15 protein-coding genes, 1 tRNA gene and 1 pseudogene are annotated in these 15,033 nt (G+C 62.8%); 8 read left to right on the top strand and 9 right to left on the bottom strand.

The genetic code is table 11. The features are described 5' to 3' along the window. Window positions 1-3: 3 nt before the first annotated feature. From MU558_RS12015 to MU558_RS12000, 4 genes are read right to left on the bottom strand one after another with little or no spacing between them, the layout of a single operon-like run. Window positions 4-186, bottom strand: a complete 183-nt coding sequence (locus MU558_RS12015) for an RNA-protein complex protein Nop10 (RefSeq protein ID WP_246966511.1) — start codon at window positions 184-186, stop codon at window positions 4-6. 28 nt (window positions 187-214) lie between these two features. Next, window positions 215-1,015 carry a translation initiation factor IF-2 subunit alpha gene (locus MU558_RS12010; RefSeq protein WP_246966510.1) on the bottom strand — a complete coding sequence of 267 codons (801 nt, stop codon included), beginning with the start codon at window positions 1,013-1,015 and terminating at the stop codon, window positions 215-217. Further along, window positions 1,012-1,185, bottom strand: coding sequence for a 30S ribosomal protein S27e (locus MU558_RS12005; RefSeq protein WP_246966509.1), 174 nt, complete (start codon window positions 1,183-1,185; stop codon window positions 1,012-1,014). The genes MU558_RS12010 and MU558_RS12005 overlap by 4 nt, the downstream gene beginning before the upstream one ends. A 5-nt stretch (window positions 1,186-1,190) precedes the next feature. Continuing rightward, entirely contained in the window at window positions 1,191-1,472 is a 282-nt protein-coding gene (locus MU558_RS12000) for a 50S ribosomal protein L44e (protein WP_246966508.1), read from the bottom strand. Window positions 1,473-1,703: 231 nt separating this feature from the next. On the opposite strand from MU558_RS12000, the gene MU558_RS11995 reads away from it, so the two are divergent. The 8 genes from MU558_RS11995 (at window position 1,704) to MU558_RS11960 (ending at window position 10,184) form a co-directional block, all read left to right on the top strand. Then, on the top strand, window positions 1,704-1,970 hold the full coding sequence (locus MU558_RS11995; RefSeq protein ID WP_246966507.1) for an HAH_0734 family protein: 267 nt from the start codon (window positions 1,704-1,706) through the stop codon (window positions 1,968-1,970). 451 nt (window positions 1,971-2,421) lie between these two features. Continuing rightward, complete coding sequence (locus MU558_RS11990) at window positions 2,422-2,874, top strand: GtrA family protein (protein ID WP_246974975.1); 453 nt, start codon at window positions 2,422-2,424, stop codon at window positions 2,872-2,874. A 60-nt stretch (window positions 2,875-2,934) separates the two neighbouring features. Beyond that, window positions 2,935-3,009 (top strand) — tRNA-Met (locus tag MU558_RS11985). A 483-nt stretch (window positions 3,010-3,492) separates the two neighbouring features. Next, entirely contained in the window at window positions 3,493-5,394 is a 1,902-nt protein-coding gene (locus MU558_RS11980) for an ABC transporter substrate-binding protein (protein ID WP_246966506.1), read from the top strand. Window positions 5,395-5,441: 47 nt separating this feature from the next. Next, window positions 5,442-6,506 carry an ABC transporter permease gene (locus MU558_RS11975; RefSeq protein ID WP_246966505.1) on the top strand — a complete coding sequence of 355 codons (1,065 nt, stop codon included), beginning with the start codon at window positions 5,442-5,444 and terminating at the stop codon, window positions 6,504-6,506. Next, complete coding sequence (locus tag MU558_RS11970; RefSeq protein ID WP_246966504.1) at window positions 6,506-7,741, top strand: ABC transporter permease; 1,236 nt, start codon at window positions 6,506-6,508, stop codon at window positions 7,739-7,741. Before MU558_RS11975 ends, MU558_RS11970 begins: the two co-directional genes overlap by 1 nt. Then, entirely contained in the window at window positions 7,738-8,850 is a 1,113-nt protein-coding gene (locus tag MU558_RS11965; RefSeq protein ID WP_246966503.1) for an ABC transporter ATP-binding protein, read from the top strand. The genes MU558_RS11970 and MU558_RS11965 overlap by 4 nt, the downstream gene beginning before the upstream one ends. Continuing rightward, the gene (locus MU558_RS11960) at window positions 8,847-10,184 is read left to right on the top strand and encodes an ABC transporter ATP-binding protein (RefSeq protein WP_246966502.1); all 1,338 of its coding nucleotides are present in this window, start codon (window positions 8,847-8,849) and stop codon (window positions 10,182-10,184) included. The genes MU558_RS11965 and MU558_RS11960 overlap by 4 nt, the downstream gene beginning before the upstream one ends. Before the next feature lie 203 nt (window positions 10,185-10,387). Here the strand turns inward: MU558_RS11960 and MU558_RS11955 are convergent, their stop codons facing one another. The 5 genes and pseudogenes from MU558_RS11955 to MU558_RS11935 all read right to left on the bottom strand — a co-directional run bounded on the left by MU558_RS11955 (window position 10,388) and on the right by MU558_RS11935 (window position 15,018). Beyond that, entirely contained in the window at window positions 10,388-10,912 is a 525-nt protein-coding gene (locus MU558_RS11955; RefSeq protein WP_246966501.1) for a DUF7974 family protein, read from the bottom strand. A gap of 104 nt (window positions 10,913-11,016) precedes the next feature. Next, a pseudogene (locus MU558_RS11950) lies at window positions 11,017-11,988 on the bottom strand (ABC transporter ATP-binding protein); the annotation flags it as partial. Beyond that, complete coding sequence (locus tag MU558_RS11945; RefSeq protein ID WP_246966500.1) at window positions 11,981-13,030, bottom strand: ABC transporter ATP-binding protein; 1,050 nt, start codon at window positions 13,028-13,030, stop codon at window positions 11,981-11,983. The pseudogene MU558_RS11950 and the gene MU558_RS11945, both read right to left, overlap by 8 nt. Continuing rightward, on the bottom strand, window positions 13,031-14,068 hold the full coding sequence (locus MU558_RS11940) for an ABC transporter permease (protein ID WP_246966499.1): 1,038 nt from the start codon (window positions 14,066-14,068) through the stop codon (window positions 13,031-13,033). 2 nt (window positions 14,069-14,070) lie between these two features. Next, window positions 14,071-15,018 (bottom strand): ABC transporter permease, encoded by a 948-nt coding sequence (locus MU558_RS11935; RefSeq protein WP_246966498.1) that lies wholly within the window; start codon window positions 15,016-15,018, stop codon window positions 14,071-14,073. Window positions 15,019-15,033: the final 15 nt, after the last annotated feature.

Genomic DNA, 15,033 nt, shown 5'->3' with positions numbered 1-15,033 from the left:
ACCTTACCCGCGATTGCGACACTTAAGAGCGCGTCGGTACTCGCCGTACGGATCGGTCGGGTCGAACGGCGCAGGGGCGCTGTTTACCGCGTCGGCACCACACTCCGGACAGGTCGACGAAAGGGTATAGACCGGGCGGTCGTGGGCCTCGCGCCACGCCGAACACACCCTGATGTCCGATTTCATCGATTCTATCCTCGAGTCGTCGGCGTCGTCACTCGTCGTCGGTTCGCTGTTCGCGGTGGTACTCGCCCTCGCCGCCGCGGTCTTCGATCGCGGCGACCGCACGTCGGGCGCTCGCCTCGAGTTGACTCTCGGCGGTCTTGTAGTTCGGCGCCTGCACTTTGATGCGGTACTCGGGTGCACCGACGTACGTCACCTCGAGGTCGACTTCCTCGGGGACGTCGCCGTTACCCTCGGCCGCTTTGAGCGCCTTGCGAACGCCATCGACGCCGCTCTCGGAGGGGTTCTCGAGGTCGACGTAGCCGGTGACGTTGACGTACGGCACCGAGACGTTCTCGCGGGCGGTCTCGACGATCGCGTCGACCTCCTCGTCGGCGAGGTCGGTGTTCTCGAGGGCCTCCTGGCCGTGGATGGCGGCCTGTTTGAAGCCGTCGTAGAGGCCTCCGTGTGCGGCGAGCAGTTCGTTCGCGATCGAGGTGTACTGTTCGTCCTCGATCTCCTCGCCGAAGGCCAGTTCCATCCAGTTGTCGGCCTTCTGTTCGTTTTTCCACTCCTGGATCTTGTCGGAGCGCTGGTGATCGTTGACGTCTTTCAGCGAGAGGTCGATCTGCTGGGAGGACTCGTCGACGTCGAGTACCTTGCAGACGACGATCTGGCCCTCGCGGACGTGGTCGCGGACGTTCTTGATCCACCCGCTTGCGACCTCGGAGATGTGGATGAGGCCACGTTTGTCCTCGTACTCCTCGAGATCGACGAAGACGCCGAAGTCCTCGATCTCGTCGATCTTGCCGACGACGAGTTCGCCGGGGTCGGGCCAGCCGCTGTACTTCATCGTGCTTCGACGGTCTCGACGATCTCGTGGTCGATCTCGGCTTTGCCACCGGTCGGGCGAGCCAGCGTCGTCCCGCAGACGGCACAGGCGACCTCGGTGGAGGCTTTGCCGAAGACGATCTGTTCGTTCTCGCAGTCACTACAGCGGACGGTGTAGAAGTTTCCTGCCATCGTGATCACTCCTGGAACTCGAGTCGACCGGCGCGCCACCCTTCGCGGAGGTGGGCCTTGCCGCATTCGCCACAGCGGTACTTGAGGTCCGTCTTCTTCGTGGGCTTGTCGCCACCGGGCACCTTCGAGAAGCGACCGGCGTTCCCGATGACCGCCTTGTTGCGGCGGGTTCGGCGAGCGTCCCACTTCATGCCGCTCGAGCGGCCCGTACGGACCTTCTCGACTTCGTGTTCCTGATGTTCGTTGCAGTGCGGGCAGTACGTGTTGAACCGGCGTGGCATCTGCATAGTTATCTCACTTGCCGAGAGTTATGGCACGCCCGTTTAAAACGCGTTTGGTTCGCCGTCGGTCTGACCGTGGGAATTGCCCGCAGGGGCGACGACGCCGGCCGCGAGCGAAACGACGACGTGGACGCGGGGCGGCACGTGCACGTGGAGCGGCAAATTCGGCGACCGCAACCAGCAGCGAGCGAACGAGCCTTCGAAGCGCTTAATTTCCCATCGCACGAACCGCCGGTCATGAAGCGGCTCATCATCCACGGGGACCCGGGCATTCGGAAAGGCGCCGTCATCGAGTACGACGGTAGAGAGGTGACCTGTTTCGGGATCAACCGCAACGGGGAGTGGCACGGTCCCGATCGCGTCCAGCTCTGGTGTACCGTCGGCGACGAGAGCGAGATCGAAGACTACGAGAGGCGCAACTACACGCCACATTTCCTCGAGGTCGACCACGTCACTGCCGAGGAAGTGACCGTCGTCGAGCCACGAGGCGACATCGCCGTCTGATCGGTTCCCTTCTTCGCGAGGTCTCCCGGGAGTGGTGATCTCGCCCGCGCTGTCACGTCGACTGCCGTTCGAGCGGCGGTCGCACGTCGCGCCGTCGTCGTGTCCTGATCCCCGCGGCAGCGTCACTCACGCGAGCGATCGCACCAGATTCGGTCCAAAAATATCCGACACGCTTTCGAATGCTTTTACTCGACGTGAACGCCGAATCCAAATGGATGATTCGGACCGTCGACGTCGTGATCGGAGCGTCCCGACCCGTCGCCCGTCGTCACCCGCGCTGTCGTTGCCATCACGGGTCGCGTCGCTTTCTGACGGCAGAGTCGAGTCGACGACCCCGAGGAGTGCTCGATTGCGACGCCGACCGACGCTCGAGCGGTCGGCGCTCGCTTCCGACGCGATCGAACCGCCGACCGAAACCGGCCACCCGGCCACGGAACGCTCGAGGACGACGATGAGCGACTCGTTTGCCGACGTGATTCGGAGCCGTCTGACGGTCCTGTTCTCGAAGTCGCGGTTCGGTCAGTTCGCGTCTGTCGGCGCTGTCGGCGCGATCGTCGACAATCTCGTCCTCGTCGCGCTGGTCGAGTTCACGGCGCTCGGGCCGGTGGTCGCGAAAGCGATCTCGTGGGAACTCGGGATCGCGGTCATCTTCACGATCAACGAACGGTGGACGTTCGCGACGTTCGGCGAGTCGGGAACTCGAGCGCTGGCCCGCCGGTTTCTGCGATCGAACGTTGTTCGCTTCGGCGGGTTCCTGGTCACGCTGGCGGTACTGGCGGCGCTCGTCTACGGATTCGCCGTCTGGTACGTCACGGCGAACGTGATCGGAATCGGAGTCGGGTTCTTCGTGAACTACGTTTGTGAGAGCCTCTACACGTGGCAGGTCCACCGAGGCGGGCGGTAGAAACCCGCACACGGCGTCCGAATCACAACCCTTAACTACGACACCGGGTTACGAAGAAGTAGCGGGATGGGATAGCCAGGAGATTCCGGCGGGCTCATAACCCGCAGATCGGTAGTTCAAATCTACCTCCCGCTATGTTTTGGCGCGAACAAACTCGTGAGCGCCAACCATAGCACGGAGTAGATTTGAATCAGGGAGCAGCTTCGCTGCGACCGTGGTTCAAATCTACCTCCCACAATACTTTTGGCGCGAACAAACTCGTGAGCGTCGAAAATACGACGAGCAGATTTTAACCAGACGAGACGCGCGCAACGAAGTGAGCACGTCTCGGCGTGGTTAAAATCTACCTCCCACGATACTTTTGGCGCGAACAAATTTGCGAGCACTGGCTCCGGATGATTGCAGTTCGTCGGAGACTGGGGGTTCGCTGCGGGTCGACGTCCGGGCGAGGCTCGAGTAACGGAGGTCACCGACCAGGAACGCTCGACGATTGTCCAGTGACACGGCAGAGACGGGTCATCTTATCGAATTCCCAGTCCATAGTATTGCTGATAATATTTAGGTTCTATGGATAGTCTACCGGTAAATATATGTGTATATGATAAAAGAATGTATTTCATGTCAAACCGTTTCACGGGAGACAAACGTGCGAACCTGAAAGCGACGAGTTCCCGCCGACGAGTCCTCCAGACGGTCGGTATCGGTGCCGCCGCCGGTCTCGCCGGCTGTTTCGGATCCGAGCCGGACGACGACAACGATCCGTCAGCGGACCTTCCGGAAGTCGAACTGTACGGGCCGGACGGTGATCGGATCGCACCGACGATTTTCTTCGATCAAGGTGACGACACCCACCAGGACATCGCGTCCCAGATACAGAGCGACCTCGAGAAGATCGGCGTCGACCTGCAACTCGAGGGCAAGACGCAACTCATCGGCGACCACTTCGGTTCGGAACCGCTGCCGGGTGAGGATCCAGAGGACTTCGAGTACAATCCGGGCCTGTTCAACGCTGGTCCGCCGGACCGAACCCGGACCGTCTCCGACTGGGACATGCTCTATGGCATCGCCGCAAACTCGTACCCGCGGACCCCGGGGAACACCGACACGTTCTGGCTGAAAGACTCGGGGACGAACGCCTACGGCTACGTTCCCGAAGTCGACATGAAGGGTCTGTACGAGGAGTTCCGGAACGCCGAAACGGAAGCGGAACAGCAGGAGTACCTCAACGAGATCATGGGTGCGCTCACCGACGAACTCCCGGCGAACTTCATGTCGGAGTCGCTGCGATTCTGGGGGTTCGAGGAGCGCATCAACACGTCAGACGAGTTCAACCTCTACGGCTACTCGCCCGACTGGATCAACCGATATCGCGACGACCAGACTGTCGGCGGCGACTACGTCTGGCTGACAGGCAATCAGTTCAACGAGGCGTACCTGCCCGAACAGGAGGACGTCAACTCGAGTTACAGGACGGGCCTCATCTCCGACACCTCCTACGCGGTCGACACGAACGACGAGGTCTTTCCGCTGTTCATGGACGTCGAGGATAGCGGCGACGGGGAGGTGTGGATCTGCACCCTCCGGGACAACCTCGAGTTTGGGACCGACGCGGACGGCAACCCGTACGGCCAGATGACCGCAGAAGACTGGGTCTTCCAGATCGAGAACGTCCACGGCGTGGCCGACGACGCGGCCGACATGTGGAACGAGGATCTGCCGCCGGGCCAGCCTGAAGAGTGGGTGGACGTCGAGAACGTCGAACAGACCGGAGAACTCGAGTTCCAGATCGAACTCGTCGAACCGGACCCGCTGTTCCCACTCCGGCCGATCCTGTGGAGCGAGTACTGTTACCCGCGAGCGCTCTACGAGCAGTACGCGCCCGACGCGGAGGCGCTTCGCCAGTCCGACGAGGTACAGGAGTTCACCTGGACCGGCAACCTCGGCGCGTACACGTTCGAAGATCGAACGCCCGGACAGACGGGATCGTTCACAGCCGTCCGCAACGACGACTACTACATGCGCGAGCACACGGACGACAGCAACGTCCAGGTCATGGACGACGCGTGGGCGGACGCGCCCTACTTCGATCAGTTCCAGTTCGACGTCGAGGCCGAGCAGTCGACCCGCGTCGAGCGGTTCCGCAACACGGAGGCCGACCGGATGGAACTCCCGAGCGAGAACGTCCAGGAATTCCAGGAAGCCGTCGACGAGATCCGCGTCGAAGACCAGCAGGACCCGTTTATCAGCTTCCTCTTTTTCAACCAGCGATCGAACGGGAGCATCCTGACTCGGGAGCGGGACGGCCGGGAAGCCATCGCGCGCGTGGTCGACAAGGAGACGATCACCCAGGACATCCGGCGCGGGCAGGCTGACCCCGCGGTCACCTTCCAGCCGACGTGGTCCGACTGGTACGACGAGTCTGCGGTCGACGTCTACGGCATCGACATCACCGAAGACGACATCGTCGCGGCGCGTGACCTCCTGCGCGACAACGACAACTTCACGCTCGAAGAGGTCTGAGCCGCGCGGACTACGAATACAGTACGGAGTTTTCCAATACACGCTCTATGAAATGGTATGTCATTCGCCGGGTGCTCTGGGCCGCATTCGCGTCGTTTCTCATCCTCACGATCACGTTCGTGCTGATGGACCAGGTTCCGAACCAGCAGCTCATGCAGGCGGAGTTCCAGGCGGCAATAAACGACGTGGACGTCGAAACGGCCGTCCAGGCAGAGAGGGAACGGCTCGGCCTGGATCGACCGTTCCACGAACGATACGTCGACTTCATGACGAACGTCTTCCAGGGTGACTGGGGCTGGTCCTACGAGTACGACCAGCCGGTCGTCGACGTCGTCCGTGAAACCGTCCCGTACTCGCTGCTGTACGGGGTTCCCGCGATCGTCCTGTCGACGATCATCGGGACTGCGATCGGGCTCTACTCGGCGGTCAACCAGTACACGAAGAAAGACTACGCGGCGACGTTCGCGGCCTTCTTCGGGATCAGCATTCCGAACTTCTGGTTCGGGATCGTGTTGCTCGTCGTCTTCGGATCGTGGCTCGGCTGGGTCGACATCGGCTGGAACGCTGCACTCCCGAAGGCGGCGGACGGAAGCTGGACCCTACTCGAGACCGCTGGCTCCGACCATCCGGCGTTCTTCCGCCAGGATTTCGAGGGCGAGCGCTACGTCGGCATCCTCAGTCCGGCGAACCTCAAACAGCTCATCCTGCCGACGTTCGTGCTGATGACGGGCGCGATCGCCTCGGTCATGCGCTACGCGCGCGCGGAAGCACTCGAGTACGTCGACGCCGACTTCGTCAAGACCGCGAAGTCGAAAGGCGTCAGCAGCCGGGCGATCGTCGCCAAGCACATCTTCCGGCCAGCGTCGATTCCGTTGATGACGATCCTCGTCGGGCGGATCCTCGGACTGGTCCTGTTCGGCTCGTACCTGATCGAGGTGGTGTTCGGGATACCCGGCATCGGGCTGGCGTCGTTCCAGGCAATCATCAGGCAGGACACTGACCTGGTCGCGATAACGATCCTCCTGCCGACGTTCGTCGCGATCGTCGGCAACCTGATCGAGGACATCATGTACGCGGTACTCGACCCGCGGATCGACTACGGTGATCGCTAATGGACGAGGATACGGATACGCGGACGAAGACGGACGGCGGTACCGCACCTGGGGACGTGACCTTCGAGCAGGTCGACTGGGACGAGATCGACGCCGACGGCGTGGCGCGATCGAGAAAGCGGGTCGCCTGGCTCGCCGTCGTGAGCCTGTGGTCGATCGGGGTGGCGTACGATCTGTACTCTCGATTCGTCGCCGAAACCGGGCAGGCGGCGTTTCCGGTGCTGGGACCGGTCTCGCCGGTCGACTGGCTGTGGTCGTTTACGCTGCTCGTCCTCCTGTATTACGGCGTCGTCCCGCTGTACGAGAATCCGCGGATGACCCGCTACTACTGGAAGGAGTTCAAGAAAAACAAAGCGGCAGTCGTCAGCGCGCTGTACCTGATCGTCGTCTTCGCGGTCGGTGTGATCGGTCCTCGTGTGCTTCCGGAACCCGGACCGACGCCGGGGCTGGAGAATCAGCCGCCGGTCTGGGGATCGATCGAAGCGTACAACGCCGGGACCAACTGTGCCGGCGGGATGACGACGGTAGACGGCGTGACGATGTGTCAGGGAAGCTGGCAACATCCACTCGGGACGACCTCCTCGGGCGAGGACATCCTGCTGTCGAGCATCTACGGGATGGAGGTGAGCATGCAGGTCGGCCTGATCGCGACGCTGATGAGCATCGCCGTCGCTGCGGCGGTCGGCCTGACGGCCGCCTACTACGGCGGCCTCGTCGACGAGGTGCTGATGCGCTACGTCGATATCCAGATGACGTTCCCAACGTTCTTCCTGTTCCTGTTGCTCGCGTACACGATCGGCGGCAGCCTGTTCGTGCTCATCCTCATCTTCGGCCTGTTCGGGTGGGGGTCGTCCGCCCGAATCATGCGCTCGGAAGCGCTCCAGCGCCGCGAGGAGCCGTACATGCAGGCCGCGAAGAACGCTGGTGCATCGAGTCTCTGGACGATTCGCCGGCACCTCCTGCCGAACATCTCGAACAGCCTCATCACCGCCGCAACGCTGACGATTCCGTCGATCATCCTGGCTGAGGCCGCGATCGCGTTCCTCGGACTCGGGGATCCCACGGTTCCGTCGTGGGGGCGGCTGATCGCGGACGGTCGCGATCAACTCCGCACCGCGTGGTGGATCTCGACGATCCCGGGCGGATTCCTGTTTTTCACCATCCTCGCGTTCAACTTCCTCGGCGACGCGCTCCGGGACGCGCTCGACCCGAGACACGGAGGGAGTGGAGAATGAGTACACGAGACGACGACACGACCGACGCTCGACACGTATCGACCAAACGGGACGATAAGCCTCTCCTGAAGATCTCGAACCTCCATACGTACTTCAGGACGGACAGCGAGGACGTGCGGGCAGTCGACGGGATCTCGCTGACCGTCGAACCCGGCGAAACTGTCGCGATCGTCGGCGAAAGCGGATCGGGAAAGACCGTCACCAGCGAAGCGATCACGCGGCTGTTCAAGTCCCCGCCCGGCTACATTCCCGAGGGCTCGATCGAGATCAACGGGCGGGAGATCTCCGATCTGTCGGACGAAGAACTACGTCACGTCCGGGGTGGCGAGGTGAGCCACATCTTCCAGAACCCACAGGGTGCGCTGAACCCGGTGTACACGATCGGCTGGCAGATCCGCGAAGCGCTTCAACTCCATGCCGACGTGTCCAAATCCGAGGCCCGCGAGCGCGCCGTCGAGTTACTCACGCAGGTCGGGATTCCCGAGGCGAGTTCCCGACTCGACGATTACCCACACGAGTTCTCCGGCGGGATGCAACAGCGGGTGCTTATCGCGATCGCGCTGGCCTGCGAACCGGACCTGTTGATCGCCGACGAGCCGACGACGGCGCTGGACGTCACGATCCAGGCTCAGATTCTGAAGCTACTCGCAGAGCTCCAGGAGCAACGGGACATGGGGATGTTATTCATCACGCACGATCTCGGCGTCGTCGCCGAAATCGCCGATCGCGTGGCCGTGATGTACGCCGGAAAGATCATGGAGAAGGGGTCGGTCGTGGACGTCTTCGAAACGCCGGCCCACCCTTACACCCGGGCGCTCCTCGACTGTCTCCCAGGGCGAGGCGGGATCGGTGGCATCCCCGGCGAACTCCCGGATCCCCGGTCGCCGCCGCCCGGCTGCCGGTTCGCGGATCGCTGTCCGCACGCGATCGACGCCTGTCGAACCGGCGACCAGCCGGAGATGCACCGGGTCGGGGACGCGTCGGATCACACGACCTCCTGCGTTCACTTCGAACCGGGACGAGAGTCGAGTACCGTCCTGAACACCGACGCCGAACCCGCTGGATCGCCGTCTCCGACCGACGACCTCGAGCGAGGTGATCGGCGATGAGTCGATCCGGCGATCCGCTGCTCCGCGTCGGCGGGCTGAAAAAACACTATCCGATCACCGAGGGGATACTGAACACGGAAGTCGGCCGGGCCCGTGCAGTCGACGGAATCAGTCTCGAACTCGAGCGCGGCGAGACGTTCGGCATCGTCGGCGAATCCGGCTGTGGCAAGTCAACCGCGGCGGCGTCGATGGTTCGCCTCGAGGAGCCGACGGACGGCGAAATCCGTTTCGAGGGCGAAAACGTCCTCGAGTACGACGCGGCGGAGCTCCGCCGGTTTCGCCGAGAGGTCCAGTTGATCTTCCAGGACCCGGACTCGAGTTTCGACCCCCGGATGAACGTCGGCGACGCCGTCGCGGAACCGCTCGTCGTCCAGGGGATGGCCGATCGCGAGCGACGCCGGGAGATCGTCGCCGACCTCCTGGAGCGCGTCGGCCTCTCGGCCGCGGACATGAAGCGGTATCCACACGAGTTCTCCGGGGGCCAAAAACAGCGGATCGGGCTGGCCCGAGCGCTCACGGTGAACCCGAAACTCCTCGTCGCCGACGAACCCGTGTCGGCGCTCGACGTCTCTGTCCAGGCGGAAATCCTCCGGCTCATCGACAAGTTCCAGCGAGAACTGGGGCTGACGGTGCTCATCATCAGTCACGATCTGGGCGTCGTCCGTCAGGTGTGTGACCGCGTCGCGGTGATGTACCTAGGCGAGTTCGTGGAAGTCGGGCCGACCGAGGAACTGTTCTCGAATCCACAGCATCCCTACACGCGGGCGCTGCTGTCCGCCATCCCGACGCCCGATCCGACGGACCGGGGCCTCGGCGTCGAACTCAAAGGCGACGTCCCGGATCCGTCGGATCCGCCGAGTGGCTGTAAGTTCCACACGCGCTGTCCGGAGGTGATCCCGCCGTCGGGGATCGATCTGCCACAGGAGACCTGGCGATCCGTCCTCACCTTTCGCAAACAGGTCGAGCGCGAGTCGATCGACGTAGAGAGCATCGCCGAGGTTGGTGTCCTGGAATCGGACGGCAAATACGGGGACCTCGAGGACCCGTCGCCGGAAAGGGTCGACGACGCGGATCTCAAACGGTGGATTCGGTCCGAGTACGACGTCCCCGTTCGGCTGGACGATCCGCGTGCCGAAGCGACGCTCGACGACGCACTCGATGCGCTCGTCGACGGCGACCACGAACGCGCGAACGCACACCTCGTGGAGGAATTCACGACCGTCTGTGAACGCGAGAAACCGGAACTCGAGGGCTGTGGCACCGAACAGGAGGCTGCTTGTCATCTGCTCGACGACGCCCACGTGGAACCCGACGAACTCCGATTGACGGAGTAACTCCCCGGCGTCCCGCCGTTCGAATTTCCACTGCGAATTTTGTCACTCAATTAAAATGATGCCGGCGAGCGTGACCGTGCAAAACGGGTAGCCGTGTTCGAACGGGACAACTGATACCGATGGCTGCGAGTCAGTTCCGGGGCAACCGTGAATCGTCTTGCGGTTGCCCCGATACGCAGTCGCAGCCATCATTATGAAACGCGTCAGGACGTGATCGTAAAACTCGTCTCGCTGACGAGATCGCGCTCGTCGGGTCGATCGACGTTGAGGGCGACCGAGAGAGTATGCTCGCCTGACTCGAGTGGTTCCCACTCACGTTCCGTGACCTGAATCTGTGGCTTCCAGCGGCGTTCGACGACCTTTCGTTCGCCACGGGAGAAGTTGATGACGCTCTTTCGGTCCGGAATCCGTGCCGGAACTTCGCTCGCGCGGTCGACGCCGTCGACCGACCAGCGCCAGAGTTCCGGCGTCTCGGTGACGATGCGGACGGGAAACGGGAGGCGGTTTCGAAACGTCGCCCGCCAGCGGACCGGTTCGCCGGGTTCGTATTCGTCTTTGTTCGTCTCGAGGTCGACGCTCACCGCGCGGTCGCGAAGCCAGACAGGGAGGAAGGCGTGACTGGCCGCCTCCCAGTCGATCATCTTCCGGGATCGCTCGTCGGATTCGCTCGGAGAGAACGGATCCTCGTCGTCCCGCGAGAGCGCGTCGGACTCGTAGATACGACGCATCGACCGCTCGTAGGCAGCAATCGCCTAAGAAACGTTCGTTTCGATACTCGACGCGACGCGACAGCCGCCGATCAGACCTCGGTGTCGATCATCTCGTGGTACGGGCACGCGATCTTGTGGGAGCCGCCGACGGACTCGAGGTCCGGGTGGTCCTCCCACTCGCCGCAGTCGTCCTGGGCGATAGGACAGCGGGTATGGAACTTACAGCCGCTGGGCGGATCGAGTGGCGACGGCACCGATCCCTCGAGGATGACGCGGTCGCCTTTCCAGAGCGGGTCGGGTTCCGGGATCGCAGACAGCAGCGCGTGCGTGTACGGGTGGTACGGCGGGCTGAAGATCTCTTCTGCCGTCCCGACCTCGACGATCTCGCCGAGGTACATGACAGCGATGCGGTCGGCGATGTGCTCGACGACCGAGAGGTCGTGAGCGATGAACAGATACGAGAGGCCGAGGTCGCTCTGTAGATCCTCGAGCAGGTTGAGGATCTGTGCCTGCACCGAGACGTCGAGCGCGGAGACCGGCTCGTCACAGACGACGAAGTCGGGGTCGACCGCGAGCGCGCGGGCGATGCCGATCCGCTGGCGCTGGCCGCCGGAGAACTCGTGTGGGTAACGGTTGGCGTGGCTCGACTTCAGGCCGACCGTGTCGAGGATCTCCGCGATTCGGGCGTCCCGTTCTTCGCCGTCGGCGATGCCGTGAACGTCGAGCGCTTCGCCGACGATGTCGTTGATCGTCAGTCGGGGGTTCAGACTGGCGAAGGGGTTCTGGAAGATATACTGCATCTCCCGGCGCTTCTTCCGGAGCGCCGATCCCGACAGGTCCGTGATGTCTTCGCCTTTGAAGTAGACGTGTCCGTCCGTGGGCTCTTCGAGCTGGAGGAGCGTGCGACCGAGCGTACTCTTCCCGCAGCCGGATTCGCCGACCAGACCGAGTGTCTCGCCCTCGCGGACCTCGAGGTCGACGCCGTCGACGGCGCGAACCTGCGACTGATTGCCGAGCATCCGGTCGAGGAAACCGTCGGCGTTGCTGTAGTACTTCGTCAGTTCGTCTGCCTGAACGAGCGGTTGGCTACTCATAGGTCTCCTCCGTCAGTACTTCGACCTGGTAGGACAGTTCGTCCTCGAGGTCGCCCGTATAGGCCAGACACGCGGCGGCGTGTTCGCCGTCGTCGTTCGGGTTCGACGGCTCCCCGGTCTCGACGTCGACGAGTTGCGGCTCTTTCCGACTGCAGGCCTCCTCGGCGTACGGACACCGCGGGTGGAAACTACAGCCTGGCGGCACTTCGACGAGGTCGGGCATCGTCCCCGGAATCGTCTCGAGGCGGTCGCGCCTGTCGCCGATGCGCGGGATCGACCCCATCAGGCCGACCGAGTAGGGGTGTTTGGGCTGGTAGTAGAGGTCCTCGACGGGCGCTTTCTCGACGGCCTTGCCGGCGTACATCACCATCACGCGGTTGCAGATCTCGGCGACGACGCCGAGGTCGTGCGTGATGAGCTGGATCGCCGTATCGAAGTCCGACGCCAGTTCGTCGAGCAACTCGAGGATCTGCGCCTCGATCGTGACGTCGAGTGCCGTCGTGGGCTCGTCACAGATGAGCAGGTCGGGATCACAGGAGAGTGCGATCGCGATGACCGCACGCTGTTGCATCCCACCGGAGAACTGGTGGGGGTAATCGCTGTAGCGCTCTGCCGGGTCGGGGATGCCGACCTTCGCGAGCATCTCGATCGCCTGCTCTTTGGCCTCCTCGTCCGAGACGTCCTTGTGCGTGCGGATCCCCTCGGCGATCTGCTCGCCGACCGTGTAGACGGGGTTGAGAGCCGTCTCGGCGTCCTGGAACACCATGGCGATCTCGTTGCCGCGGATGCGGCGCATCTCTTCGGGACTCTTCTCGAGGAGGTTCTCCCCTTTGAAGAGGATCTCCCCGCCGACGATCTCACCGGGGCTCTCGATGAGGCCCATGACCGACAGGCTCGTCACGCTCTTGCCGGCACCGCTCTCGCCGACGACGCCGAACTTTTCACCGCGGTCGATCTGATAGCTCACGCCGTCGACCGCGCGAACGGTTCCGTCCTCAGTGTAGAACTGCGTAACTAGATCGTTGACTTCGAGTAGTGCCATCTATTGCATCCTCTGTTTCGTTGCGGTGTCTCCCTGTGGGTCGAGTGCGTCGTTGATCCCGTCACCCATCAGGTTGATAGCGAGCACGAACACGACGATGGCCAGGCCGGGGAAGACAGACACCCACCAGTAGCCCTGAGCGATGGTGTCGCGAGTGCTCGAGAGCATCGTCCCCCACTCGGGGGTGCCCGGCGTGAGACCGAGTCCGAGGAAGCCAAGCGCGGCCGCAGAGAGGACGACGGTACCGATCGACAGCGTCGCCTGGACGATGACCGGGGCCATCGCGTTCGGGACGACGTGACGGAAGATGATCGAGCGATCGGTCGCGCCGAGCGCTTTCGCCGCGAGTACGTACTCGTTTTCTTTCACGCTCAGTACCTCACCGCGGATGAGACGGGCGTAGCTGATCCACCCGGTGATCGTCAGCGCCAGGATCAGGTTCCAGAACCCCTGGCCGAGCACCGCGATGATCGCGATGGCGAGGACGAGAAACGGGAACGCGTAGAGAACGTCGACGAGACGCATGATCGCCTCGTCGATCCAGCCGCCAAAGTAGCCGGCGATCGAGCCGAGTGGAATCCCGACGAACAGGGCAAGTACGGTCGCGATCAGCCCGATCGAGAGGCTGTACCGGGTCCCGACGAGCACGCGCGAGAACAGGTCCCGTCCCGACCAGTCGGTCCCCATCAGGTGTTCGGCGCTCGGGGCTGCGTGTGGCGATCCGACGAACATCTCGCCGGGCCCGTACGGCGTGAGTGCGAACGGCTGTACCGTAAGCGACATGCCGGCGACGTCGACGGAGATCGGCCGTGCGAGGACGGCGACGATGGCCATGAGTGCCATGACGCCGACGCTGAGCATCGCGAGGCGATTGCTCTTGAATCGTCGCCAGGCGTACTCCATCCGACTGGTGCCGCCGTCGGATTCGGTCTCGGTCCAGCCCGAGATCGGTTCCCGGTTGCGCACTCGTTCGGCGTCGAATCCAGTAATTCGGATTCGACCACGCTGCGTCGTCGTGTCTCGTTGTTTCTGCTTCATTCTTAGTAGCGGATCCGTGGATCGAGCCACGAGTAGACGATGTCGGCTAACAGGTTCGCGATCACGATCGCGACGCCGGTCATCAACACGCCTGCCTGAATGATCGGGAAGTCGCGCTGACTGATAGACCTGACGAGAAGCCGTCCGAGGCCAGGCCACGAGAAGACCTGCTCGATGACGACCGACCCGTTGATGATGAACGCGATCTGGATCGCCGCGACGGTGACGACAGCGATCATCGAGTTACGAAGGACGTGCTTGAAGATGACCGTTCGTTCGCTCAGCCCCTTCGCGCGTGCCATCCGAACGTACTCCTTGTTGAGTTCCTGGAGCATCGACGACCGGACGAGACGCATGATGAGCGACGCGGATGCGGTCCCGATGGTCACGGAGGGCAAGATGAGGAACTTCAGTTTCTCTGCGCTCCACAGCGGGGCGTCCGGCGGAATTGCCCGGAAGAGCCCGAGATTGACACTGAGAACGAGGATCAACATCAGGCCGAGCCAGAAGTTCGGCGTCGCGATTCCCAGCAGGGCGGCGATACGACTGACCTCGTCGGTGATGGTTCCGCGCTTGACTGCGGCGATGATGCCGGTCGGAATGCCGACACCCAGACCGATCAGCCACGAGAAGAGACCGAGCGCGATCGTGTGATCGAGTCGCGTGCTGATCTCGTAGGCGACGTCACGGCCCGAGATGATAGACTCGCCGAAGTCCAGGACCAGTACGTCCTGAAGCCACAGTAGATACTGTTTCCAGATGGGCTCGTTGAGGTTGTACTTGGCGTACAGTCGTTGTTCGGCCTCGGGTGAGACGTTCGTAAACTGGAGTATGAACTCGATCGGATCACCCGGGATCAGCTGTACCAGCCCGAACGAAACCATCGTTACCCCGATCAAGACGGGGATAGAGACGAGGATACGTTTGACAATGTACCGTGAAAGGCTCATGTTTCGATAGACAAG

This window comes from Natribaculum luteum, assembly GCF_023008545.1.
Lineage (GTDB): Archaea > Halobacteriota > Halobacteria > Halobacteriales > Natrialbaceae > Natribaculum > Natribaculum luteum.
The sequence above is the reverse complement of the archived record's forward strand: the minus strand, read 5'-3'. Positions and strand labels throughout refer to the sequence as shown.